This is a genomic window from Pseudovibrio sp. W74, from assembly GCF_001623085.1.
Taxonomy (GTDB): domain Bacteria; phylum Pseudomonadota; class Alphaproteobacteria; order Rhizobiales; family Stappiaceae; genus Pseudovibrio.
The window spans coordinates 8,027-30,887 of record NZ_LMCJ01000062.1 but is presented as its reverse complement, the minus strand read 5'-3'; the positions used below and the strand labels follow the sequence as shown (position 1 = coordinate 30,887).

The following is a 22,861-nucleotide window of genomic DNA, read 5'->3' as shown; positions in this document are numbered from 1 at the left end:
TTCGCCGTCCATCCCCATTTGGCAGCTTGTTTTTGCAAGCTTGGAAGATCAACGGGTTTGCCCGGAGCCTGACGCCGGTTTTCTTGGCGGACGCTGGCTGGACCATGCCAGCCGGTCGCAGCAGCGGCGATTGCTTCAGCCGTAGCCTTTTCAAAATAACGCTCGCTATCTGCAGGTCGATGGTGAAGCTGGAACACGCCATGCTCACCTTGAACATTTGCAGTCAGCTCAAAGTAATCTCGTGGCTTGAAGTTGGAAAGCTCCTGCTCACGCCTGCAGACAATTCCAAGTGTTGGGGTGCGAACACGGCCAATGCCAATAACAGCACGCACACCGGTAGGCACCAGTCTGGTCGTTGCGGTTCTGGTCAGACTGAGATTGAAAACCTGATCGGCCTGAGCGCGGGCAACCGCTGCATCATAAAGCGGCTGATACTCCGTATTGGGCTTGGCAGAGGCAAAGGCTGCGCAAAGCGTCTTTTCATCTTCTGCCGTAAACATAGCTCGCAGCACACGGCCTCTATAGCCGTAAAAATGCAAGAGGTTTTCGCCAATCGCCTGACCCTCGCGGTCGCAGTCTGTTGCAATGATGACTTGATCAGCGCTGCTTAAGGCTCGCTTGATTTTATCAAGGCGCTCACCCTTACCGCTGGTTCTATCGGCCACCAACCCATACCGGCCACCTTGCGGGCGCAGCAGATCTGAAGACCACGCTTTCCAATCCGGATTGGCTTCTTCAGGAGATTGAAGCCGCAGCAAGTGTCCTTGTGCCGCCAGTACCTCTCCATATCGAGATCCAACAGCCTTCATGACATTGCGGGCTTGCGAGGGTTTTTCTGTAATGACGATTGATTTCATGGTGCCCCATGCAACTAAAATGGTTCATTTTGCGCGTGCTCGAAAAAGTGGTTTCTTGAAAGTCTTCAGAGCGGAGGAGGCACACCAATCTAAAATTCAATCTCCCAGATTCTAATTGATTAGCGTGAAACCATGCAACCGTGAAAGATGAAATTCAGTGTGCAAACCTGTTTCAATCTGCAGCTGGAGAAACGCCGAGTGAGGAATAGCGTGTGTCTACTAGCAGGGCCTCCATGCTGCGCATTCCGCGCCCAGCTCTCCAACCCACCCATTACTTAGCCTAGATCTGATCCTGACGGCTCATATCTAGGGAACACCCAAGTGCACGCACTTGGATGCACAATATTCAGTTGCAATTTATCAAAACTACATTTATCAAAATATGCAGTATACGAATAATATTATTCATAAAACGGGTATTTGATGGCACTTAAAGAACAGCGCAATAAGGCAAACCGCACTCAGAAGCAGATGGCTGAAGAGCTCGGGATCTCTCAATCTGCTTATTCTCGGTGGGAGAAAGATCCTGATGGGCTCGATGGGTATCAGCTGGCGGATCTAGCTAAGATCTTGGGGTGTTCGGCCAGAGATTTACGAACGGATTCTGCAAAGGCGGTAATCAAAAATGCGCAGGATCATCTTGAGGAGCTAGCAGATGAGCCTCGGGTCGTAAAGCATGTGATGCCGGTAGGGACGCTGAAGCTGGTAATGCAGGGCGGCATTTATGAATACCCGATCAGTGATGGCGTCTTCTCCTCAATTCGAAACCAGCTTGATCAAGAAGAGCTGAACTCTGATTTCGCCAGGAACAAAAACGTTCTGACATTCCAGACGCTCAATAACAAAGAGCTGCTCGTGAACATTGAGCGCATAAAATCGTTGGACGTGATTTATTTGCTGGATCAAGACCCGCCAACGATGTTCCATCCAGTGTTTTACTTCCTGATAGACGAAATTCAGGAAGAATGGGACCAAATGGGGCCAGTCGGAGAAGAGTTGCTCCAAGGCCTGACTGAACAGCGATTAGCGGGCATGTCCGATGAGGACTATGTAAAAGTGAGCTTCTTTCAGAAGTTCAATTGTCTGGATGAGCAAACCCAAGATGCGATGCTGGAGCATGAAACTAAGTTTCATGTGAGGGGCGATGAGCAAAGCGAGAGCTATTTGCTCGATGATACAACTGCTGAAGATCTCGAAATGGCACGTATGAGCATTGATATGGGCCAACGGTTGGGTTTCATCGAAGTCCAGCATTGGGAGGAGGGGGCGTTCAGGATGATCAACTTCCAGCATTCAGATCTGATTGAGATTCCGCTCGTGAGGTATGACCGGATATTGGCCGAAAACTCAGATGCAGAACCTCCAGTGCCAGAGATCCCGAGCAAAGAAATGACTGATTTGATCGGTGGGCCAATTTTGGTGGGGCAATCAGGGTCAGGTACAGATAACCAAGAACCGGAGGATGCAAAGATCATTCAGTTCTCAAGCGTGTACCGAAAGAACAAAGATAAAGATTGAGGGCAGGGGGCTTTGCTGCATGCAGGCTTCAAAGGTGCCGATCAAAGAGATTGTTTTATGTCAGATGAAAAGACTTATTCCACTAAGGAAATTGGTGCTGAGTTTTCTCAGTTCTTGTTGAAGCTGATGCGGGCCGTTAATCGTCAGGAACCGGATGCTCATTTGTATGAAAATTCGAAGCGGTTGGCGTCTCTGTTTGAGATGATGTGTTGCGCTGAAGATGATGTGACGTTTACTAAAGTTACAGAGCGGGCCGTTGAGAATTTGATCCCTGGTGATGAAATGAGTGACCGAGATATTGAGAAGTTAAACGTTGCAACTGATGCGGTAGGTTTTTGGTTGGAGTGTTTGTCTTCAGATCCAGCTGCAAAAGGGCGTAAGTCTCAAAAGTGGATGTCATTCATGCAAAGCTATGAGCAGTACCAAGCTGATTTGAAGTGGAATAAGGGCACATCTGCCTAGCGGCAGACCGCGCCAGTCCACGCGCTTGCAGCGCTTACCAACCCAGCCGCCTCCGCTCTCAAGGTTTCCTAATTTCCCCTTGCCGTCTCTTGCGAGCCATCAAGGGCAAAACTCAACCTAAAGCGCTCCATCGTCTGTCTCGGCCATACGGGGACTGTCCCTTGTGCGGGCGTCGATGACGGAGAAAGTGAAACGGATTGGGGCGGGGGGGCAAGATGGGAATGTGGCTAATTGGTTTTGTGTATAAAATCTATATATTACAATTAGATAGCTTGGATTGATCTTTCGAGAAGCTAAGCAAAATAAGTTGTAATGATTGCATGAGACTGCGAAATGATAACACAGAACCAGTACTTGAACTGCTTGCGTAAAGCCTATGATTTCGGCCAACAGGCAAATCTCAATATTGTCCTTGCCTTAACTGAATTGGCCGGAACACCCCAGCTGCAGATTGACAATCTGCAAGATGCTGCAAAGCAGCTTGAAAAAGCAGCAAAATTGCTTCGTGAAACCGCCGACCTATCTGATAAAACCCTCGAAAATAATGTGATTGAGAAAACGAGCGTTGATCAAATGGTGGTCAAACAGTTTAAGAATGACTTGGAAGGTATGAGTGACCTACAACTATCAAGGGAACTCCATGATGTTGAAGGACGACTGGACGAAGATACACCATGGTTAGAAGCGTTATGCGCGGAGCAGAGAATTCGGGCTGACAAACAGATGACCGAGGAGCAAGGGGAGTAAGATTATGGTGACGTTTCTCATAATTCTGGCGGCTATAGAAACCGTACTCATGGGGTTATTTATTACTTGGGGTGGGTATGCTGCAGGTAAACGTATTGCTACCTGTGTAATGGCTGGGGTCGCAAATCTCATCATGGCTATATCAATCCTCATCGCTGGATTGGTCGCGGACAATGGACTTGTAACAGTGATGTTAGTACTCGTTGCGGCCAGCATTCAGGTTTCTACTCTGTCTAACGTAAGCAACGCAAAGCAAGTGCGCCCCGCCATTGATGAATTGAAAGTACAAGAGTGAACATTCTCCGCTTGTATAGCGGCAGTGTCATCAATTTTAGATTGAGATTGGCCTTGTCCATGCGGTATGAATATTTCAAAGGAGCACATTAAAGATGAGTTTTTGGGGCAATTTATGGACTTTCAAGGGTAATGCAAAACTGACGCTTTGATCTCATTTTTTACAGCACTCGTGGACCCTAAAGGGATCATGGAAGCGGTCACATCTGGTCCCAGTATAATATTAGCAGCATTTGGGATCATTTTTGGCTGGATTATGTACTTTGTATTAATGATGCCTGGTATTGCCCTCTTGGTCTATGGGGTGAAGGTCATCAAAGAAGGCGAGTTCTAGGAGCCTGACTTTTGTTTGATTTTTATGATTATTTGCACTCGATTGTTTCTCTGGGGAGTAACAGCAGCGGTGAAGCAGAAGAAAGAGACCTCTCACGAGGCACATTAGCGACTTGAGATCCAACTCAAACAGCTTGTCCTTCTTACCGATTTAGCTTTCGGCCTTGATTACCTGGCGACTTTACAAAGCAGAACTCGAGTTCTATGTAACTTAAAATTGTATTTATTTTTCAATTTCAGTACTGAATGGCGGATCTGTTGTAATGAAGATTTTTTGGTCTTGGCAAAGCGATACACCCAGTGAAACGAATAAAAATTTTGTTCGAGGTATTCTTAATGAGATAGCAGCTGACTTAACAGCTGAAGTCGAAGCTTCGAGCGAAAATTCTCGTGATGTCGAAGTTCTCTCGGATACGCAAGGGCATACTGGTGCTGTTGCAATTGCAGATGCTATTTTGGAGCAAATCGAGAACAGCGACTTGTTTATCGCAGATGTAACGCCAATCACACAAAGCAAGAACGGTAAGCTTATACCTAACCCAAATGTTATGTTCGAAGCTGGATGGGCTATGAAAGCATTAAGCCACAAGCGCTGCATTTTTATTATGAACAGCGCTAACGATGGTGGAGCTCCGTTCAAGGAAGACGACTTGCCGTTTGATATCAGACACCGACGAATAAAGAGCTACGACTTGTCGGAAAACGCCACCAAAAAATCGGCTAAGAGAAACAAACTGAAAAGCGATCTCAAGACCATAATAGAGGGCAACCTGAAGGCTTTCCAAGACAATCAACCTGTTCACGTACCTGAGTTTCGAGAAGTGGAGAGTGCAGAGGGTGATCCCTCGATATGGGATGCTACAACTAATGAAATTGCCTTTAAGGACGATCTTAACAATATCGACAAAACAGTAGAACGAGTAGGCAAAAATCGCTTTTATCTAAGAGTTATTCCTGAGCACACTGAAGGGCTGAAGCTACGGGTGAGGGAGTACAAAAAACTGAGGTCAACGGAGAATCTATTTGCGAGCACCTCCGGCTCTTCTTTTGGAGGTGAGAGTGGTCAATCAGACGATGGGTATGTTGCTGTCTGGTTTGCAAACGCAGCCAATACACAGACTAAGAACGTGATGCGATGGTCTAAAGAAAATGGTGAGCATTGGTTCATAGACGGGGGGAGCTTCATGCAGACAGATGGTCTGCGTTATCCAGTTGCAAATTTTGGATCTGTTTTTACTGAATGGCGAGAACAGATTGCATCAGCAATCAATATTATAAAAGATCTCCATGGTGATGTTTATGTTCGTGTTGAAGTAGGGGTACTCTTCAAAGAGGACGTACTTTGGCCTGAGCAAAATGAAAATGGTATATATCCAACAAATGCATCGAAGAACGAAGAGTTCTCACAAGTCCTGAAAAACTGGCCTATAGAAGAGCAAGTTAAGTTTCTTAAAAGTGCATATGAGGTTTTTGCAGATATGTTTGGTATCGACCCCGCAGAGCGTCTGCTATCAATGGATGTATTCAAAATGCCAGAGCAAGCTTAAATAGGAGCCTTTGGCGAAGAGACGTGAGGGTAGTGCGAATACTCGTTGGAGGGTATTCGCCTTTTGCTTAGTGGTTGATTTTGAACGTTAGGTTCTTTTGTGTTTTGAGATCCCGCCAACAAAGTTTGCTCAATCCCCACGTTCAAAAAAGCCGAAATGCTCTTGGTGTTCGCCGTATCGGACAATGCGGGTTTGGTACTTGCGGTTGATGCGATCAATTGCAACTGAGAGCACTTCATTCTTTGTCTGTTGACCAGGCCTGCAGGGCGTGAAGAGTTCTCCGCTACGTTCAGTTAATGGCTGGATATTTCCTAATTGCACACTGACCGAAACCACACCACGTTTGTGTTCAGTTTCCTTTGTCATCTCACCCCACAATGTCTCGTAAATGTGCAGCAGTTGTCGGGTGTCTTGTGTCGGAAAACAGGTCTGATGTTTGGCCCAGTAACCTGACGAGAAAAACCTCAAAGACAAGCCAACCCGCCGTGTACAATATTGATCGCGGCGTAATCGCTCAGCTGATTTTTCCATCAGCCAACGACCGACCATTTTAGCTTTTGCCCGCGCTCGGAACTGTGGAGCCAAAACTTTCGAGTTGCCGTACCCTCCGCGCTTGGTTGAGGCTATCGGGACATGCTCGCCCTGGAGCGAACGAACAAAGCGCTCACCCTCTATAGAATGCCAAATAAGCCGCGCATGGCGTGGATCTAGCTCGTAGAGGCTTTCGATATCATGGATGCCTGCTCGATTGAGCTTTGCAAGCGTGCCCTTCGAAATTCCTGGCAAGTCATCAAGTGCGAGATAGGCAATCCGTTCAGGCATGTTTTCAGGCCCGAGCCATTCAAGCCCGTCCGGTTTGATCAGCTTGCCCGCAATCTTGGCTAAAAGTGGATTAGGGCCGATTCCGATAGAACAGCGCAGCTCCGTCCCAACGTTTGAGAATATTGCCTGCTTGATCTCAAGAGCGATCTGGCAAGCATGATCAAGATTGGCCTGTACTCCGCCAAGGCCAACTTGGAACTCATCGATTGATCGAATGCGTTCCAAGTCAGCAATCCGATCAATAGCCTCGGCAATTTGCTGGTTATAGCGCACGTACAAGCGGTGGCGGCTGGGACGAAATACAATGCCTGGGCAGAGTTGTTTTGCCTCATAGACCCGCGTGCCGGTTTTAACCCCGAATGCTTTGGCTTCATAGGATGCCGCCACTACGCAGCCAGCTTCATTCTCAATCGCCGTTATCGCGACCGGACGGCCACGCAGCTCAGGATTCTCCTGCTGTTCTACGCTCGAAAAAAAGCTGTTCATGTCGATATATAGCGTTCGAAACAGGGTCATCCATGGGTTTCCGAGATTGCTTGTTCTTAGTTTTGTTCTATATATGTTCTCATGACTCGTAAGGTAACTCAACTCTCCAATGTCGCTTTTGGCGGTGATTGGTCTGAAAATTTGTTAGAGCAGTTTGAGGCGACAACCGTGCTCAAAGTGCTGCGCGAAGCCGTGGAAACCTGCCAAGAAGAAGATCCACGAGGACAGTCACTTCTGGATGCCATCGAGCACATAAAATCCTCAATCGACAAAGGAGAGGATCTGGCGAACGGCCTTTTGAAGGCACTGGACAAGGCAGATCCAGTACAGCGCCAGAAAGAAGCGCTTCGCTACTTAGAGCTTATCGAGCGGCACACAGGAGGCCGTCACAGATAACGACAGCCAGACAAACAACGCTCTTTAATACGGAAAGCCGCTGAGCGGCTTACTTCTTACCTGTTCTCTAAGTCCCCGCTCTGCGTGGTCAAGGCAACCTGCAAGCAGGCATTCCGACCGGCTTCCTTCGCTGCGCTACGTGCAGCCGGTTCCCTCCGGTCGCAATGACCTTGACCAAGCAGAACGGCCTCCCTGTGACGAGAAAAGTGAGAGCGAACCTTCCGGAAAGGGAAGGGGAGCTGAACACACAAACTCAAATAGGGATGACCGCCATGGGCTCTACTCCTGTCCAAGAAAAGACAGCCTCTATCACACAGGCCGTGAAATCAATCTTCAAGTCACTTGAAGTGCTTGAGAATGATATTCGCCAAATCGTTTTGCATCACGAACATACGGCACCTCATGATGACCATGAGGGCGAGTTTGTGATTTATGCGGCTGTTTACATCAACGGCGAAAAAGATCAGCCACCTCGCGTTGAAGGCCTGATTGCACACGCATCCAGGACGCCGAAACAACTCACCTACAAGTTCATCAGTGAAGACAACAATCCTTGGCCTCGTGAATGTCCAATCTCGGTTTTGGACTTTCTGACACCGACCAAGCACCCATGGGCCATTGCTTGGCGTGAGGAATGCCGGAACTTTCAGCTTAATCGCGAACCGTTCAAACGCATGGCGAGTTAGGGAGATCCCCCATGAAATACCTTTCTGTATTTGCCTTCTTTCTTCTTGTCGCCTGCAGGTCAACCCAACAACCGGCCACGCCGCTCGATCTGGAGGGGATGGTCAGAAAGCCACCATTGAATCACATGTGCGGGGAAGGGGAGTTCACTCTCGAAGGATCTCGCATCGTCTGTGTCTCCGGATCTCGATCAGATGAGCAAGCTGGTCGAGGATCTGCAGCCTACACCGCGGAGTGAGTTCAATGGATGCATTCAAGCTACCTGAAGGCAATGTGCAAATTGCCCTCTCTGGTGGGCGTACGAGCGCCTACATGCTCTATCAGATCTTGAAAGCGAATGGAGATCTACCTGAGCGAGTAAAGGTGCTGTTTCAGAACACCGGCAGAGAAATGCCTCAAACTCTGGACTTTGTGAAGGAGATCGGAGAGCGCTGGAGCGTCGATATCATCTGGTTGGAGTATCAGTCTGCAGAGCCTTTGTTTCGCGCTGTAGACTATGCCTCTGCTTCTCGTGAAGGGGAGCCGTTTGAGGCATTGATCGCAACGCGGGCTTACTTGCCCAATCAGCGGGCGCGGTACTGCACAGCAGAGCTGAAGGAGCGCACCGCTACCCGCTATCTCAAAGCCCTTGGCTGGCAGAAGTGGAGTTCAGCTGTTGGGATACGCGCAGATGAACCGCACCGGATCGGCAAGACCCGCAAAGAGCGTTGGACCCAATGGACGCCGCTTGCCACCGCAAATGTATCCAGGAAGGACGTTGCTGCTTTCTGGAAGGGGCGCAACTTCGACCTGCAGCTTCCAAACGTGGGCGGAAACTGCTGGCTTGGGAACTGTGATGGCTGCTTCCTGAAATCGGAAGCCAACATTGCAGCGCTTACACGAGATTATCCTGAGCGGGCCAATTGGTGGGAGCGCATGGAAGCTTCAAAGCACGGCCACACGACCAGCAAACAAGCAGCACAGTTTTCAGAGCGCTATTCGCGTGCGGATCTGAGAGAGTATTTGTCCCGTCAGGGTGATTGGATTTTCAGCGATAAAGGCAGCTTTTGCCAAGCCTCATCCGGCGAATGTTTCTAAGAAGAGAGATTGACCAAATGACATACTTTGTACTTTCAATGCTAACGGGGATCGAAACGCTTGTAGCTGCAGCTTTAATCTCATTTATCGCAGGCTACCGGATTGGAGTAGCCATGCGCTACACACCGCAAGCAATCGCACTAGCGTTTGTAGGACTGCTGGCCTTCCTGCAGCTCTTCCACTGGGATGAAACCATCTTTGTTGGGATTGTGATCGCGTCCGCAGTTCTGCAGATTGAAGGGGTGGTGATCGCGGTTCGAATGACGTCACATAAGGATATTATTGATGTGTGGGGTGAACGATGAGATTTGACTGCAATACCATCCAGATCTGAACCCAGTCGCCAGCGCTGCAGGCGGCGAGATGATGAAACTCGTTAACGCTGCCTATGATGCTCTCAAGAATGCCACCAGCACCGAAACTGAAGAGGCCACAAAAAGCAACTACGGGGAAGAACTCAACGCCGCATTGAATGCGATTATCAATCTGGATGGTTTGTTGGACACTCCCCAATAAAGATACATACAGTATTACAAAAACACCCCCTATTACAAAAACATTGCCTATTACAAAAATAAGTGCTAATATAACAGGGTATATTTCAAAAATTAACACCGAGGGAAAATGTGTATGAGTGACCGATCACATTATCAAACAGGAAAAACGTAGACAGTACAAAGGAGTAAGAAAGAGACAAGGAGAAGAGGGATGATGAGTGAAATTAGATTGATTGGGGATTTTCAGTTCGAAGTCCTGAAAGCAATCAAACTACTGGGAGTGAAGGCTTCCGGTATCATGGTGAAGAACCATCTCACAGAATTAAAGGGCAAACCGGTGCATTCACCGCAAGTCTATTCTGCACTCAAGAAATTGAATGAGTTAGAGCTGGTCAGTTCACAACAAACCAATCCGGGCGCTTTGAAAAGGCGAGGACGACCTCAGTTGGTCTACTCCCTAACAAAGCCTGGACAAGCAGTTCTCCGTTCGGGCGGGGCAGTTAATATAGGAGACTTGTATGGTCAAGTTAGCAAAGAAGGCAGCACAATGCCGATTTAAGAAGAAACCAAACCACCCTCCAAGAGGCGTGGAACTAATCATCTCACTCGTAGTCACTGACAGATCCGAGCGAGATGATTTCATTCTGGATCTTCGCAGAAGATACAGAGAAACGAAAAAGCATGAAGGCTTAAAAGCTGCAAATCGTTTAGCCTATGCTGAAGGACGCCAATGGATGGTTGAATGGGTCCGCTTGCATGGCTGGAAGATCGCAGTGAGCCAAATAGCAAAATACATACTTAAAATTGTTTTTGGATAACGATCCTGGTTCAATTAATACATTTCATATACCCAGCGCCCCAGCGCTGGGTTTATCTTTTCAAGAAGAAGCCAAGATAATTTTCATGGCTTCTGTGCATTTGCCGCTACACTTAGGGGCTTCGCCCCATCGCTGGAGCAAGGACTAAAGCCGCTTCGCGGTCTCCAGGCCGGTCTCCCCATCCTTCCTTAGTTTTGCTTGTGCCGGCTGACCGGCACCGCAAACCTGCGTGCAGGACTCGACCTGCAACTGCAGGTCGGCTTTCGCGCTCATACGCTCAAGTGGGTGATACCCCTCCGGCCTTCCGATCCTTGCACCGCTCCCCCCGCTGTCTTCGACAAGAAGAAAGAAACGGACCTCAAGCGGGAGCAAAACACATGATAATCTCAGACGCCCTTTCAATCCTCGGCTTGTCTTCAGGTGCCAGCCAGGACGAAATCAAAGCGGCCTACAAAGCAGCGGCCAAAAAATACCATCCAGATCTGAACCCAGACGCCAGTGCTGCTGGTGACGAGATGATGAAACTCGTAAACGCTGCTTATGATGCTCTCAAGAATGCCACCAGCACCGAGACTGAAGAGGCCACAAACAGCAACTATGGGGAAGAACTCAACGCGGCACTGAACGCGATTATCAATCTGGATGGTTTGGAGATTGAAATTTGCGGTTCGTGGATCTGGGTGAGCGGTGACACCTATCCACACAGGGTCGCGCTGGACCAAGCAAACTTCAAGTATGCTCGAAAAAAGAAGAAATGGAACTTCCGACCGGCTGGGTGGAAATCCCGCAGTCGCGGTCAATACTCAATGGATCAGATTCGCGAACGTCACGGCAGCGTACGCCCATCCAAAACGCATTTTGGTCATGCATCGCTTGAGGCTGCAGCGTGACGCTATCTGAAACAGTCATGCCAGTTGCCAAGCTGCTTTTCGAGGGAGAGGGTAAGATTCTCTCCCAAGATCACCTCGTCACCGTTGAATCTCAGGTTGGAGCTTTGGTTATCAGGTTTTTTTCAAGCAAAAGACGGATAGTTGTGACGGCCAACTTGCGTCAGGATTTGGGAGACAGCCATTATTGGCGAGACCTGAAACCGCATGCCACGCCTGATGAGAATGTTGAGTTGCGGCGAACCTTTGCGCCAGGACGATTTACGACACAAACTCAGCAAGTCCTTACTCAAATCAACCGCGATATCGTCACGCCTGCACTACCCCGAGCCTATAAAGCTTTGGCCGAAGTCGCAGAGCACGAGCGAAAAAAACGGAAGATTGCAGAGACAATAAACCGAGCTGCGCCCATGGAGGCTGAAGTCAACATGTTTGGCAGATACAAGCTGACAGATGCCATTCGCAAGTTTGATCCTCAAGCCAGTGGGTCGATTGAGGTCAGAGCAGACAGCGAATATTGCGAAGTCGAGATCCGGAGCTTGTCACTTCATAAAATGGAAAAGCTTGTCGCGTTTCTCAATGAGGATTGAAAAAAGAAAAGGCGAGGGGAGCCCTCGCCTTCTTGTAACCTGTGAAACGATTTGAGCTAGTGGTCGGTGCTCAGCGGGATCTGCGAGATCCCACATCGCACTCACTCCGTTCATAAGGTGACGTATGAAACAGATGCAGAAGCAACCTGAAATGTCCAACTCTGTCCAGGCGCGTTTGAAGGCTGCAAATCGGCGTCATAGGCCCAGGTCCATCCTGTTGCACTTGGAGCCCAGAAGTTGAGAGTGAGGCTCATGTCGGACTGAGGAGCCTGAGAGGATTTTCGAACGGTAACTCCGTTGACAAGCCATTGGATGCCAGTTGATGACCAGATGATATGCAGATCAATAGGATTGCCGAACACTTGATGAATGGTGTTTTGTACAGCTGTGCCTCGGCTGCTGTCGAGGAAAACATTTGTGTTGATCTGCGGCTTTGGGTCGTTCCAGTACTTTGAGATCAGCTCAAAGTCTATTTCATCTCTCTGATCTTTATCCTGATTGAGGAGGTTATAGGCAAACAAGGCGGCAACAGCACCTTTGGGCATCAAGGTAGGGCATATGACTCTCGCGTGAAAGGCGACCTTCGCGTAGCGGCTCAGTCCCCATTTTTTGATTGTATTGATCTGAGCGCCGAGCAGGCTAGTGTGGTTCGGGTCAAGTGGGTTGTATGTGCTAAGCCTTAACTGAGCGCGGCCATTTTCGACAGGTGTGCAGCCAACTGAGCCTTTGAAGTCAGTTGGGTTACGCAGTGCCGTGCGTCCCAGAAAAGACGGGTTGTAACCAGGATGCCATATAGGGCTTGTCCAGACAGACCGATCCACGTCCGGACCATCGGTAAAAGCAAAATTCTTCGTGATCCAAGGTCCTGGCTCAATGGTTTCAAGTAAATTACTTTTGGCATCCATAGTCTCATCCTCGGCATATCTGTTTGATTGATAAGATATCGTAGCGCGGGGTTATGACTTCTGCATCGGATCTTATTAGGCAGAGTTACGACTGCGTAAAGCAGCACGGTTAGCCAAGAACTAAGTCCCCGCTCAATTTGCTCAAGGCAACCTGCAAGCAGGCAGTGCGACCAGCTTCCTGCGCTGCGCTCCGTGCAGCCGGTCCCCTTCGGTCGCCCTGACCTTGATCAAACTGACCGGCTCCAAATGACAAGGAAAGTGAAAGCGGGCCTCACATTGAGGCTGCTCACTTACCAGGTCAGGAGAGCCGGACATGAGTGCAAAGATCTTAACTTTTCCAACCAAACAGAACACGATGAGCCGCAGGGATGTAATCTCTTTTTCTGAAGCGCTGGATGCTGCATGGGATGCTTCGTTGGAGGCCACAAGTGTTTTTGTCGAAGAAAACGGCGACTATTTTTCTGAAGGTGGAGCTTATGTTGTGTTTGATGACCTCAATGCTCCATTTGTGCGCCTTTTGAAGGTCAAGGGAGTAGGAGAAGCTATGATCTCTGGAGGGTGGAAGGTGTCACTTCTTTTAGGTCTGCCCTACAAGTCCAGCTGCGTTTATGAGGCAGGCTGCAACGCCTTTGTTGAAGAGCTAAAGCTACGCAAGATTTCTGCGCGAGTGGTCACTTATGAGGATGGTGAAGAGTGACCAAGACGTACCTTTATACGCAACTTGGATTGTAGTGCTGCGGAGAAGATTACAAACTTTGTTATTCCAACGCGGCACTAACATTACAAACATTATTATACCGGAACATCCTGAGACTTATGTAAGCAACAAATAGCTCCTTGATTGTTGTTGTGATATTTACAACATGAGATTGAGCGTTGTTTTAAATATCATAACTTTTTTCGAGATGAGATTTTGACATCCAAACACATGAAAATAGACCCAGATGTTATTGATCGAACAGCCAGAGTGACCCGCAAAAAGCTTGGCTACACACCATCTGAGATCAAAGAGGTTGTAGAAACTTTGCTCCCAACGGTGGCAGATCGTCATGAGCTGCGTACCGCGTTAGAGGAGTATGAGAAGACTGCACAATACAGGCCGATGACCGGCGAGCTCATTAGAGAAGCGCGAAGAAAATGCTTTTTCTTTACAGCTGAGCAGTTCGGGCCGCTGTTAGGGTTCAAAGACAGCGGCTCGATACGTTCAACTATGTCTAATTTGGAAAATGGCCGAACTGAAGTCACAGAGATGGTTTCTCGACTTGCCAGAGCTTATTTAGCGGGCCACCGGCCCCCAGATTGGCCTCGAAACCCTAAACTGAAGAAACCAAGCGTGTTGGATAAAAATCCTCATCAATAGGTGTCTTCTTCTGAAAATCAGCATGATATTTCAACCTCAGATTAAAGAAGACAACAGCAGTCCTTACATATAGTTGCAGTCAACATATATTGCATATAAACAACTTAAAATTGTTATCATGTCTTGCAATGCCCGCTGAGCGTCATCACAGCATGGCAGTTCAGTTAGAGGTTGATTTTGATCGAGAGCAGACGGGCAGACGTTATCGGTCGCCGTATCAAAGAACTTCGAGAGGAACGCAAGCTCACTCAACCTCAGATGGGTAAGCTGTTTAGCTTCTCTGTTTCCAGATTGAGCCAATACGAGTGGGGTGATTTTACCCCTCCGTTTGATCTACTGATGCATTTTGCTGAATTTTTTAAGGTCAATCATGCTTGGATCATGGGCGTGCCGAATGCCCCTAAATACCTTCCACCGGCCCAAGAGGTGATTGAGAAGTTCGAAACCTTAAGTCCGATCGTTGAAGCTCGTGCCTACGCTCTTGGGATCTGCCTGACACAGGAAACACGCAGAAAAGCCGTTGGGTTTCTCATCGACAATTTTCCTGACATTCTCAAGACCTATGAAGACAATCTGGATGTGATCGACAGTGCCGTTATCGTGAGCGGCGACCGTCCTTAGCCGACGTGCCTTGTTAGCTATCCAGTTCTCACACCAGATTACTCCTTTCTTTTGTCATTAGCGGCAAGGCGCGCTTACGCGCCTTTCATGTTTGCTTTGGTCGTGCTGCGCCCGCCCAGGTCAAGGCAACCCGCAAGCGGGCAATCAGCCCACCTTCATCCATTCGCTGCGCTCATTCCTTGCAGGCGGTTCCCTATCGGTCTGATTGGCCTGTGACCTTGGCTCCGGCTTTCCTTGTGACAAAGAAAATAGAAACGGACCTTGCAGGGAGCAGACGATGCAAACACCTCAGACCCCATTCTCAAGCATTGAGGATTTGATCGAAGGCATGGACCTTCCGACTTTGCCGCCTGAGGGTTCTCCTGAGTGGATTCTGGACATGGCCTTCGATGCGGCTACCAGTGCTGCTCAAAGAGCGCATGAGGCTTGTGATGATCATTCGGATTGTGGTGGGGCATGGGTTGTCATCGATGATGGCCGTTCCGCGTTTGCACGGTTCTTAAAGCAAAGCGGGATGGGTGATCGGCACTATGAAGGTGGCTGGCGGTTATCTCTTTGTCAGGGACTAAGAGTGCAATCGCGCATCATCTTTGAAGAGGCGTGCCATGCCTTTGTGGAGGTGATGGAGCAACACGGCATCAAGGCGTGGGTCTACAGCTACATGGATTAAGCCTCTGAGTGACTTCTCCCAGCTCCCTTGAACAGCAGACAATCGAGACCATGACCTACAGACTTCCCAGCTTCAATGAGCGCGTTGACTATGCGCATCAAGCTTTTTTGCGCGGTGAAGACAGCCGCAAGTTCGATAATTGTTTTGAAATGTGGGATGGGGCTTTTGTGGTTACAGCCCTTATGCGGCGCAGCTTAAGCGATCCAGAACTCCGGCGAGCCATCGAAAAGGACTTTTATTCGGCTGGGCTTGCTCAATGGCAGCAAACCGCCGCCAGCCTGGCCCACATCCCCACAGACAAGCTTTCTAGCAAGGCCGCAACCCATCGGCGGCAAGTTGAAAAAAGCCCGTTCGACTTCCAGCAACCAAGCCTTTTCTAACCGATAGTTTCAGAGATTTTACATGTACACTTTCACTAAACCGACCTGTTCTGTAACCGCCATCACGTATCTGCTCGAACTGCAACGGTTGGGGCTAATGTTCCACCCTGACGACAGTCCTCAAGGCTGCGATTTTGACAGAGAGCTTCCATCAATGATGCTAGAGGTGATGGATCAGTACATGGAAGCCACTCATCACTATCTTGAAGATCCAAGCGCGATTGTCTGTGAAATTGATAAGGCACCAGTACAGGCGCAGGAGCAGCAGGTGAGCCAGTCTGCGAATGTCTTATCTGTTCTTGATCTTTCGACCGATCATCTGTCACCAGCAACGCTTGCAATACTCAGCGACAAGACGCCTGAGACCTTTCCGCTTTATGGTGGCAACCTTATGAATGGTTTGTTTATTTCAGCCTGCAAAGATTACGATTACAGCGGAAGAAAACTGCCCATTGATTTGCTTGCTTGCCTCATGGCCGCATGGGCAAACGACTGCTCTCACATTCTTTTTGATTGCGATGGACCGATAGATGATCGATTGTGCACTTATTCTGACAGCATCCCAGACCTGTAAGCAAGTTCAAGAAAAACAAGGGAAGTTGTGAGTGAGGAGAAATCAATCTCCCCACTCACCATAGGCTTCGGTTAGCCAAAGAAGAATCGAAACACAGCAGCGATAAAGATCACCGAGGTGAGTTCAAAACAAACTTCGACTTTACCGATCCTACTGGCTTCGAGAACAAAGCGAGCTTTCATAAAGCTTTCCTTCCTCTCAGAGTGTGTGGGGACCCATAGGGTAGCCGCCGCCACACGTCAGGCCAGCTTGCCGGGAATCATTTTTCACAGTCTGCGCTCCCGACCGGCTGCGACTATTCCGTGAATTCTCAACTCAAAGTAAGTTGTCTCGCGTAAAAATCAATACTGAAAAGTTGCTCATTTAAAACTTCATGTGCCCGAGAAGAATGTGTGTCAGTGCTGCGAGATCTGGCTTGCAAGATCTCAGCGGGATCGGCTGATCCCACATCGATCTCACAAACCAGCTCACTCATGTTCGTTCTAGGCTTACGGCTGGCAAGCGACCGGCGCACCGGCCACATGCCAGCCTTCAGCATGAAGCCAATCATTCATCTTTCTCTGTCATTTCATCTGAGGATCTGCAGCAAGGGCTTTGCCCTCGCAGATGCCATCAAAAAAGCTGCAGTTACCACAACCTGCCCTTCGGCCAGGATGGGGAAACAGGTCTTTTTGGATTGCATCAGCTCACCCGCTTGCTTGGCAAGGAAAATAGAAACGGGCCTCGTTGAGACGGAGACAACAAAATGACCAAGACCTATTCACAGCACATGGCAGAGATTGAGCAGATTGAAGGCGTGGAAGCGACCTACAGCCCAGAGGACAACAAGCTCCGCCTCTATGCTGAAGATCGTTTCGACGAGGAAACCTATGCAATCGTAAAATCATTTGGCTTCAATTGGGCTCCAAAGCAGAAGCTTTTTGTTGCTCCGGCGTGGACGCCAGAGCGAGAGGATTTCTGTGTTGCGATTGCTGGCGATATTGAAGCCGAAGGCACCACGCTTGCAGAACGCGCAGCAGCAAAGGCCGAACGGCTGGAGGACTACGCAGCGAACAAAGAACGCAAGGCGGGCGAGCTGTTTTCTGCTGCTGATGAGTTGTCGCGAATGTTTGAGGACGGCCAGCCGATCCTTGCGGGTCATCACTCAGAGCGCAAGGCTTTGAAGACCAAAGATCGCATGGATAGCAACTTGAAGCGCGGCGTTGAGAGCCAGAAGGCAGCAAGGCACTATCTTTACAAGGCCGTGAGCGTGCAGCATCACGCCAACTTCAAGAACAGCCCAAAAGTAAGAGCAAACCGCATCAAGGCGCTTTTTGTAGAGTTGCGCAAATATCAAAGCGACCTCAATCACTATGCACTGGCTTTGAAGGTTTGGGAGAAAACGACGAGTGAAAAGGGGATCTCAGGCCTCGTTGAAATAGGCCGGATTCGGACCGGATCTATAGCGGCTTGGGAGACACGCGGACGTATTAAAGAAGGTGAGATCACTCTGCAGGAGCTACGCAGCGAGCGTATTGCAGCTTTCAAGTGGCAACTTGAAAACACCAACCGTCACCGCTGGGTTGATCATCTGCTCAACCGGCTGGCCTATGAAAATGAAATGCTTGGCGGTGTCAGTCGTTTTGAGGGCGAGATCACAGCAACATTGCTTCAGACCTTCGCCCGCGCCCATGGGGCAGACAAACCGAAAGCGACTAAAACGCAGAGCGGAAACTTTGAGCTTAAAAGCATTGCCCCTTTGCCCTTTCAGTTTATGCAAGGCGAAACAAGTCAGACGCTGGAACTCACAGACGCCGAATGGCGCGAGCTGATGAAAGATGTTTGCTATGTTGTGCCAGTCAAGAAAGATGCCAAGCCATCAATTTTGAACTTCAAAGCCGAAAACCTGCAGTCCCCCAGCCGCTACCATTCCGGCGAAATCAGCACCTTTGAGCAGATCGAGTTGACGAAGGCGGAATATGCCAAGATTCACGCGGAGGTGCGCGGTACGCGGCTTTCTGTTTGCGGCAAGTTTCGCTTCAAGATCTGTTTGGATCCAAATTACAAAGGCCCTCGCAACCAAGCCTCATGGGTTGCTGTTTTCCTGACAGACAGTAAGGCCCACCCCGTTCCTGAGAGTTGTGTTCGTGTCGTAGAAGCTAAGGCAGCATAAACCCCACTTACTGCCAGTGATCACAGTTTTGATGCTGTGATCACGTCCCCAGGTCTACCCATCACCAAGCAATTCAAGGGCAAATTGAAATGAAAAAATCAGTCTATCGCCGACCAGATAAACCGATGATGATTGACGTTAAAAGACCAGCAGAAATTGAAGTGAGGAAGCCTGTTCTAAGTGCTCCCGTCATTGTCGATAGTGCAACAGAATGCCATGTCACACCGGCTGATGTAGCCGCTCGTATGGTGGACTATTTAGGCCCAGTAGGTGACTACTTGACCTTGGAACCAAGCGCAGGAACCGGAGCTCTTATTAAAGCTCTTCTGGCCTCTGGTCATAGTCCATGCGAGCTGGTTGCAATTGAACGCCATATAAAGCTTGCAACCTCGCTGAATTTTGACGGTGTGAGCATCTTGAACCGTTGCTTCTTGGAGTACGCGCAAGAGGTGCAGGGCAAGGCGGAATATGCGCGGATCATCATGAACCCACCCTTTTCCAAAGTACGTCAACACATCAAAGCAGCGTTAGGGCTGTTAGGTCGAAACGGGCACGCCCGACCGGCAATACTTGTTGCCCTTGTTCCGATCACCTTTCAGCATACCGAGGCCGAGACAATGGAGACCCTAGGCCTTGACACCTTCAGCGCGGCCAAAGTGAACACAAAAATCATCCGCATAGAACGGTAATTAGCAGATGAAACAGGTTTTGACAGAGGGGCGGATAAAGCGCCTGCAACGAGACTGGACGAAAGCTGCAGGGGAACACGTTGAGCTAGAGAAGGGGGAGCGGGAACTGCTAGGATACTGCTCACAGGCTGGATGCCAGCGCCTTATGAACTACTATAACAACAGCCCGAAAGTCAGGATGTTGTACAGTGAGAAGCGCCGGAGCTGGTGTCTTGCACTTGAGGTTAGTTTTTAAGCCCGCATCCAGCGGGCTTTTTGCTGCGCAAGTCAAGGTGCAGTAAGTGGTTACCCATCCGCTGGCAGCAGCGGGGCAGCATCGCAGGTCATCTCTCCGCAGAGTAACCGCAAGTTAGGCTTCCCCCATGCCTGAGAAGCGCAGGACGGGCAGCGGTACTTGATACGGTTAGAGCGGTTTTTGTCTACTGGCACGTGGATTAGGCTGCTAACCTCTGCCCCAAGCGGTGCCCCAAGAGTTCCCCCGCTTGCAGTTGCGGACGTGCTAGTCTCACTCACGGCCACAGGTATCCGATCCAACCAGGAAATACCAAAGCCCTGCGCCAGCAACTTTTCTGTTGCTGCCAAGAAGAGCCCACCCTCAAGAGCATAATCGCCCATCTTTTCACCGGTACGTGCGCCACCTGGGGCACTGTTGCTTGATGGCATAAGGCCGACAGCCTCCATCTTATCTGCCCATTCTCGATTGTGGTAGCCGCGCCGCCCAGGTTTGCCGAAATGAAACTGCCACGCATGAACCATCTCGTGAACAAGTGTCTGCAAGATCTCCTGCAGGGAGATGACAGCGAAGTAAGCTGGGTTCATGGCAATCTCATCAGTGTGTTTCTCGTCCCTACGGTTCACGAAACGCTTAGATGAGAAATAACCGTATGTGCGTTTTTCACGTTGCAGCGTGATCAGGCAGGAAGGCAGTTCGTTGCTGAATAGCTCGCGGTTGTAATGGTCGAATTTCGTCAACAAGGGCAGGGCACATTCGTTTGAATGCGGGGCGATCTGGCTTGCAAACTCTCAGCGGGCTCTGCCGAGCCCACATCGAGCCCGCAATCCATCTCACTCATGTCTGTCATGGACTTGCGGCTGGCAAGCGACCGGCGCACCGGCCACATGCCAGCCTTCAGCAAGCAGCACGGCTTTTCTCTTCCATTGTCATCTATGCATGAGGGACTGCTGCAAGGGCTTTGCCCTCACGAGAGCTAGATCGTCACTCCCCTGACCACAATCTTCCTCGCCCATGGGCTGCGGGAGAATGTGGACAGCCTCTCTCCTCACTAGCTCACGCTCACCCGCTTTCTTGACGGGGAAAATAGAAACGGACCATCCCAAGACGGAGAGAAATCATGATGCATCTTCCAAGCCTGACGACCCTGAAAGAGTTCCTTTCTGACTTGTTTGTCAGCTCCGCCGATTACCAGCGCGAAGAGCTGGAGTTCAAAAATCGCCAACATGACCCTGAAGCAGAGTTGTACTTTAAGATGTTGGATGCTGAGGCGCAGCATGAAGATGATTTGGATGATGAGTTCGAGGTGTTCCAACGGCTGGAAGCAGACCTGTCACAGGGTGAGTTTGCCTGCACCATCAGCGGAACGCATTGTGAGGGCTGGAATGCGGAAGCTGATATTGACTATCAGGAGATCATCGAGGCGGACACCTTTGATGACGTGATTGCGATCCTCACTGATCGTTACCACTGCGATTACTCATGGTCGGTAAGTGCACGGGACTGGAACGACAACACCTACAAGCACCGGTGCGAAGCTGAAGGCAAAGAGCACGATTATTTCCATGAGTTCGACATTGATCCGAGCATGGGAGAATTTGCCTGCCTCATCAGTTCGGTATGTGATGAGATTACCTCAACCGGATACGCTGGTAATTTTGTCTTCATTCAGGCCGATGAGTTTTCGCAGGTAATAAAGGAGCTTTCCACCCGCCTCGGGAATAAGGGGTCGTGGAGCCTTCAGGCCATGGACTGGATGGGACAGCGGTACAAATACGAGCACATTGAATGCAAAGACGTTGAATGGGCGGTGTACTGAAGAAAGATAAAAAGCGGGTGATCACTCAGCCCTTGAGTGATCACCCGTAGCAACCAAGGGGTGTATCTGCTACAAGCAGTTGAGAGTTTTAAGAGCAGAAGCAGCCGCGTTGATCCAGCCAACGCATCGGGAAAGATAGGCTCTCCCGACTGAGGCAACAGCCTTGCTTTTAAACCGGAGGGTGATGAAATGTGGTTTTTACCATTTTCGATCACGCTTAAAATGAAAAAGACTCGGAACAGCTGGACACTGAAACTCCGAGTCTATTTCAAATAGTTAGCAAAGGGAAGGGGACTTAGGTTCCCTTCCACTCCGGTAGTGTAGTCTAAATTTCCCTAAAAATCAAATAGCATCGCTTTACAGAGCGCCTGTGATTTTGGGCTTGCTCCAACGCTTCCAGGCTGCGCGGGATCTGCCGATCCCACTCCGCCTTCCACCATTGGCGCTGCGCTCATTTTTTTGCCAACCGTCTGCAAAGTCGAGCACTCGGCATCGGCACCCTTGCAGGGCACACGATGCCTCGCACTCGACTTTGCAGATCGGGGCAGGGCGGTGCTATGCAATCGCTCGTTGCACTCGCAGATTGCATAGCGCCTTGACGCGCAGATCATGCGCAAGCTTGGCAGCTCACACATGCTCCGCGCTGCCCCAAAGCTTGCCCAAGTATTGTCGCTAGGCTCTGAAATGATCTTTCGCGAATCTTCACTTTTTCCGCCTCAATGGCTTGCGAGCTGTCAAGCGAGCAATTGATATTTTGCAAGTTTCAAATGCAGAGCATTCAGCGCTACTGAAACTCGCCCGCGAAAATTCGTTGCTCGTGAAATGTATTTCACCACTTCCAGAGCATTACCTCTTGACAGGATTTCCGGCTTTCGGGTGTGCAATCGTGCAGATTTTTTCAATCGTGTTGCGATTAGCGTATAAATGTAAGAAATCTCAGTCTTTCTCCATGTTTCTCCATGTTGAAAGTTCAACCTCTCCAAGATTCTCCGAGTTTCTCCGAATTTCGGCTTATTGAATCGCAATTCTCCAAAAATCTCCGAGATTCCCTAAGTTTCTCCGTGTTTCTCCGAGTGAAAGTTGGCAAGATAGGCTAAGCGGTGCCGCTTAGCGAAAATTCGTCGAGTTTGAGCAAACTCGACGAATTGAGCTTATTCGCACTGACGTGCTCAACGGCTTTTTGCTGCGCAAAAATAGAGGATGGATACGGGTATCTAGTTGTGGATAACGTTATCGTACATTTTTAAGGAAATTCTACTGAAACCCCGCAGTTTCCCTTGATCCATAAAAATTGAAACAAATCAGAACTATAGCTGTTCCTAAATCTGCCTCGAACTGTGATCGAAATGGGGCTGGCAATAGTTGAGGGAATACGTTATGCACGTTTTACTTGTTGACATAGCTGTGATGCTATGCGGCCCCGGCGGTTATTAACTTGCCGGTC

At 49.4% G+C, this 22,861-nt stretch carries 28 protein-coding genes; 24 read left to right on the top strand and 4 right to left on the bottom strand.

The features are described from left to right. The coding region (locus PsW74_RS29060; protein ID WP_244277906.1) for a DNA topoisomerase at positions 1-857 on the bottom strand (857 nt) is incomplete at its 3' end. Positions 858-1,280: 423 nt separating this feature from the next. Here PsW74_RS29060 and PsW74_RS26800 point away from each other — a divergent pair. The 5 genes from PsW74_RS26800 (at position 1,281) to PsW74_RS26775 (ending at position 5,758) form a co-directional block, all read left to right on the top strand. After that, a complete protein-coding gene (locus tag PsW74_RS26800; RefSeq protein WP_063290561.1) occupies positions 1,281-2,375 on the top strand; it encodes a helix-turn-helix transcriptional regulator in 1,095 nt (364 codons plus the stop codon). A 12-nt stretch (positions 2,376-2,387) separates the two neighbouring features. Continuing rightward, positions 2,388-2,837 (top strand): hypothetical protein, encoded by a 450-nt coding sequence (locus tag PsW74_RS26795; RefSeq protein ID WP_063290560.1) that lies wholly within the window; start codon positions 2,388-2,390, stop codon positions 2,835-2,837. A 333-nt stretch (positions 2,838-3,170) separates the two neighbouring features. Further along, a complete protein-coding gene (locus PsW74_RS26790; protein WP_063290559.1) occupies positions 3,171-3,584 on the top strand; it encodes a hypothetical protein in 414 nt (137 codons plus the stop codon). Positions 3,585-3,588: 4 nt separating this feature from the next. Further along, positions 3,589-3,879, top strand: coding sequence for a hypothetical protein (locus PsW74_RS26785; RefSeq protein ID WP_063290558.1), 291 nt, complete (start codon positions 3,589-3,591; stop codon positions 3,877-3,879). Positions 3,880-4,474: 595 nt separating this feature from the next. After that, positions 4,475-5,758, top strand: a complete 1,284-nt coding sequence (locus PsW74_RS26775) for a hypothetical protein (RefSeq protein ID WP_063290556.1) — start codon at positions 4,475-4,477, stop codon at positions 5,756-5,758. Between the two features lie 129 nt (positions 5,759-5,887). Here the strand turns inward: PsW74_RS26775 and PsW74_RS26770 are convergent, their stop codons facing one another. Next, positions 5,888-7,096 carry a UMUC-like DNA-repair protein gene (locus tag PsW74_RS26770; RefSeq protein WP_063290555.1) on the bottom strand — a complete coding sequence of 403 codons (1,209 nt, stop codon included), beginning with the start codon at positions 7,094-7,096 and terminating at the stop codon, positions 5,888-5,890. A gap of 51 nt (positions 7,097-7,147) precedes the next feature. Between PsW74_RS26770 and PsW74_RS26765 the strand changes: the two genes are divergently transcribed. From PsW74_RS26765 to PsW74_RS26725, 9 genes are all read left to right on the top strand, one after another. Beyond that, positions 7,148-7,462, top strand: a complete 315-nt coding sequence (locus PsW74_RS26765) for a hypothetical protein (RefSeq protein ID WP_063290554.1) — start codon at positions 7,148-7,150, stop codon at positions 7,460-7,462. 272 nt (positions 7,463-7,734) lie between these two features. Further along, positions 7,735-8,148 (top strand): hypothetical protein, encoded by a 414-nt coding sequence (locus PsW74_RS26760; RefSeq protein WP_153041777.1) that lies wholly within the window; start codon positions 7,735-7,737, stop codon positions 8,146-8,148. A gap of 241 nt (positions 8,149-8,389) precedes the next feature. Then, positions 8,390-9,223 (top strand): phosphoadenosine phosphosulfate reductase family protein, encoded by an 834-nt coding sequence (locus tag PsW74_RS26755; protein WP_063290552.1) that lies wholly within the window; start codon positions 8,390-8,392, stop codon positions 9,221-9,223. Positions 9,224-9,240: 17 nt separating this feature from the next. Further along, positions 9,241-9,528 carry a hypothetical protein gene (locus PsW74_RS26750; RefSeq protein ID WP_063290551.1) on the top strand — a complete coding sequence of 96 codons (288 nt, stop codon included), beginning with the start codon at positions 9,241-9,243 and terminating at the stop codon, positions 9,526-9,528. Positions 9,529-9,586: 58 nt separating this feature from the next. Beyond that, the gene (locus PsW74_RS29055) at positions 9,587-9,739 is read left to right on the top strand and encodes a hypothetical protein (RefSeq protein ID WP_193776005.1); all 153 of its coding nucleotides are present in this window, start codon (positions 9,587-9,589) and stop codon (positions 9,737-9,739) included. 192 nt (positions 9,740-9,931) lie between these two features. Then, positions 9,932-10,279 carry a helix-turn-helix transcriptional regulator gene (locus tag PsW74_RS26745; protein ID WP_063290550.1) on the top strand — a complete coding sequence of 116 codons (348 nt, stop codon included), beginning with the start codon at positions 9,932-9,934 and terminating at the stop codon, positions 10,277-10,279. Further along, on the top strand, positions 10,239-10,538 hold the full coding sequence (locus PsW74_RS26740) for a hypothetical protein (protein WP_153041776.1): 300 nt from the start codon (positions 10,239-10,241) through the stop codon (positions 10,536-10,538). Before PsW74_RS26745 ends, PsW74_RS26740 begins: the two co-directional genes overlap by 41 nt. Before the next feature lie 377 nt (positions 10,539-10,915). Then, the gene (locus PsW74_RS30170) at positions 10,916-11,428 is read left to right on the top strand and encodes a J domain-containing protein (protein ID WP_063290547.1); all 513 of its coding nucleotides are present in this window, start codon (positions 10,916-10,918) and stop codon (positions 11,426-11,428) included. After that, positions 11,425-12,015, top strand: a complete 591-nt coding sequence (locus PsW74_RS26725) for a hypothetical protein (protein WP_063305885.1) — start codon at positions 11,425-11,427, stop codon at positions 12,013-12,015. The genes PsW74_RS30170 and PsW74_RS26725 overlap by 4 nt, the downstream gene beginning before the upstream one ends. Before the next feature lie 110 nt (positions 12,016-12,125). Here the strand turns inward: PsW74_RS26725 and PsW74_RS26720 are convergent, their stop codons facing one another. Next, entirely contained in the window at positions 12,126-12,920 is a 795-nt protein-coding gene (locus PsW74_RS26720) for a glycoside hydrolase family 16 protein (RefSeq protein WP_063290545.1), read from the bottom strand. Positions 12,921-13,233: 313 nt separating this feature from the next. Here PsW74_RS26720 and PsW74_RS26715 point away from each other — a divergent pair, with 313 nt between their 5' ends. The 8 genes from PsW74_RS26715 to PsW74_RS26675 all read left to right on the top strand — a co-directional run bounded on the left by PsW74_RS26715 (position 13,234) and on the right by PsW74_RS26675 (position 19,366). Next, on the top strand, positions 13,234-13,617 hold the full coding sequence (locus PsW74_RS26715) for a hypothetical protein (protein ID WP_063290544.1): 384 nt from the start codon (positions 13,234-13,236) through the stop codon (positions 13,615-13,617). A 216-nt stretch (positions 13,618-13,833) separates the two neighbouring features. After that, positions 13,834-14,280 carry a helix-turn-helix transcriptional regulator gene (locus tag PsW74_RS26710; RefSeq protein ID WP_153041775.1) on the top strand — a complete coding sequence of 149 codons (447 nt, stop codon included), beginning with the start codon at positions 13,834-13,836 and terminating at the stop codon, positions 14,278-14,280. A gap of 177 nt (positions 14,281-14,457) precedes the next feature. After that, entirely contained in the window at positions 14,458-14,901 is a 444-nt protein-coding gene (locus PsW74_RS26705) for a helix-turn-helix transcriptional regulator (RefSeq protein WP_063305884.1), read from the top strand. Positions 14,902-15,178: 277 nt separating this feature from the next. Continuing rightward, positions 15,179-15,571: a hypothetical protein gene (locus tag PsW74_RS26700; RefSeq protein WP_063290541.1), complete on the top strand. Its 393-nt coding sequence runs from the start codon at positions 15,179-15,181 to the stop codon at positions 15,569-15,571. Positions 15,572-15,621: 50 nt separating this feature from the next. Further along, positions 15,622-15,951, top strand: coding sequence for a hypothetical protein (locus PsW74_RS26695; RefSeq protein ID WP_193776004.1), 330 nt, complete (start codon positions 15,622-15,624; stop codon positions 15,949-15,951). A 22-nt stretch (positions 15,952-15,973) separates the two neighbouring features. Next, positions 15,974-16,525, top strand: a complete 552-nt coding sequence (locus PsW74_RS26690) for a hypothetical protein (RefSeq protein WP_063290539.1) — start codon at positions 15,974-15,976, stop codon at positions 16,523-16,525. Positions 16,526-17,270: 745 nt separating this feature from the next. Next, positions 17,271-18,677 carry a DUF3560 domain-containing protein gene (locus PsW74_RS29515; protein WP_244271795.1) on the top strand — a complete coding sequence of 469 codons (1,407 nt, stop codon included), beginning with the start codon at positions 17,271-17,273 and terminating at the stop codon, positions 18,675-18,677. Positions 18,678-18,766: 89 nt separating this feature from the next. Then, positions 18,767-19,366 (top strand): hypothetical protein, encoded by a 600-nt coding sequence (locus PsW74_RS26675; RefSeq protein WP_063290534.1) that lies wholly within the window; start codon positions 18,767-18,769, stop codon positions 19,364-19,366. A gap of 285 nt (positions 19,367-19,651) precedes the next feature. Here PsW74_RS26675 and PsW74_RS26665 read toward each other — a convergent pair whose 3' ends face one another. Then, positions 19,652-20,341, bottom strand: coding sequence for a SprT-like domain-containing protein (locus PsW74_RS26665; RefSeq protein ID WP_244277905.1), 690 nt, complete (start codon positions 20,339-20,341; stop codon positions 19,652-19,654). Positions 20,342-20,362: 21 nt separating this feature from the next. Here PsW74_RS26665 and PsW74_RS26660 point away from each other — a divergent pair, with 21 nt between their 5' ends. Both PsW74_RS26660 and PsW74_RS26655 read left to right on the top strand, forming a co-directional pair. Beyond that, positions 20,363-20,578: a hypothetical protein gene (locus PsW74_RS26660; RefSeq protein WP_063290531.1), complete on the top strand. Its 216-nt coding sequence runs from the start codon at positions 20,363-20,365 to the stop codon at positions 20,576-20,578. A 140-nt stretch (positions 20,579-20,718) separates the two neighbouring features. After that, complete coding sequence (locus tag PsW74_RS26655) at positions 20,719-21,417, top strand: hypothetical protein (RefSeq protein WP_063290530.1); 699 nt, start codon at positions 20,719-20,721, stop codon at positions 21,415-21,417. The last annotated feature ends 1,444 nt before the right edge of the window (positions 21,418-22,861 follow it).

Coding starts and splice junctions, on each gene's coding strand:
- PsW74_RS26800 (WP_063290561.1), top strand. CDS start 1,281: ATGGCACTTAAAGAACAGCGCAATAAGGCAAACCGCACTCAGAAGCAG.
- PsW74_RS26790 (WP_063290559.1), top strand. CDS start 3,171: ATGATAACACAGAACCAGTACTTGAACTGCTTGCGTAAAGCCTATGAT.
- PsW74_RS26785 (WP_063290558.1), top strand. CDS start 3,589: ATGGTGACGTTTCTCATAATTCTGGCGGCTATAGAAACCGTACTCATG.
- PsW74_RS26775 (WP_063290556.1), top strand. CDS start 4,475: ATGAAGATTTTTTGGTCTTGGCAAAGCGATACACCCAGTGAAACGAAT.
- PsW74_RS26770 (WP_063290555.1), bottom strand. CDS start 7,096: ATGACCCTGTTTCGAACGCTATATATCGACATGAACAGCTTTTTTTCG.
- PsW74_RS26765 (WP_063290554.1), top strand. CDS start 7,148: ATGACTCGTAAGGTAACTCAACTCTCCAATGTCGCTTTTGGCGGTGAT.
- PsW74_RS26760 (WP_153041777.1), top strand. CDS start 7,735: ATGGGCTCTACTCCTGTCCAAGAAAAGACAGCCTCTATCACACAGGCC.
- PsW74_RS26755 (WP_063290552.1), top strand. CDS start 8,390: ATGGATGCATTCAAGCTACCTGAAGGCAATGTGCAAATTGCCCTCTCT.
- PsW74_RS26750 (WP_063290551.1), top strand. CDS start 9,241: ATGACATACTTTGTACTTTCAATGCTAACGGGGATCGAAACGCTTGTA.
- PsW74_RS29055 (WP_193776005.1), top strand. CDS start 9,587: ATGATGAAACTCGTTAACGCTGCCTATGATGCTCTCAAGAATGCCACC.
- PsW74_RS26745 (WP_063290550.1), top strand. CDS start 9,932: ATGATGAGTGAAATTAGATTGATTGGGGATTTTCAGTTCGAAGTCCTG.
- PsW74_RS26740 (WP_153041776.1), top strand. CDS start 10,239: ATGGTCAAGTTAGCAAAGAAGGCAGCACAATGCCGATTTAAGAAGAAA.
- PsW74_RS30170 (WP_063290547.1), top strand. CDS start 10,916: ATGATAATCTCAGACGCCCTTTCAATCCTCGGCTTGTCTTCAGGTGCC.
- PsW74_RS26720 (WP_063290545.1), bottom strand. CDS start 12,920: ATGGATGCCAAAAGTAATTTACTTGAAACCATTGAGCCAGGACCTTGG.
- PsW74_RS26715 (WP_063290544.1), top strand. CDS start 13,234: ATGAGTGCAAAGATCTTAACTTTTCCAACCAAACAGAACACGATGAGC.
- PsW74_RS26700 (WP_063290541.1), top strand. CDS start 15,179: ATGCAAACACCTCAGACCCCATTCTCAAGCATTGAGGATTTGATCGAA.
- PsW74_RS26695 (WP_193776004.1), top strand. CDS start 15,622: ATGACCTACAGACTTCCCAGCTTCAATGAGCGCGTTGACTATGCGCAT.
- PsW74_RS26690 (WP_063290539.1), top strand. CDS start 15,974: ATGTACACTTTCACTAAACCGACCTGTTCTGTAACCGCCATCACGTAT.
- PsW74_RS29515 (WP_244271795.1), top strand. CDS start 17,271: ATGACCAAGACCTATTCACAGCACATGGCAGAGATTGAGCAGATTGAA.
- PsW74_RS26675 (WP_063290534.1), top strand. CDS start 18,767: ATGAAAAAATCAGTCTATCGCCGACCAGATAAACCGATGATGATTGAC.
- PsW74_RS26660 (WP_063290531.1), top strand. CDS start 20,363: ATGCGGGGCGATCTGGCTTGCAAACTCTCAGCGGGCTCTGCCGAGCCC.
- PsW74_RS26655 (WP_063290530.1), top strand. CDS start 20,719: ATGATGCATCTTCCAAGCCTGACGACCCTGAAAGAGTTCCTTTCTGAC.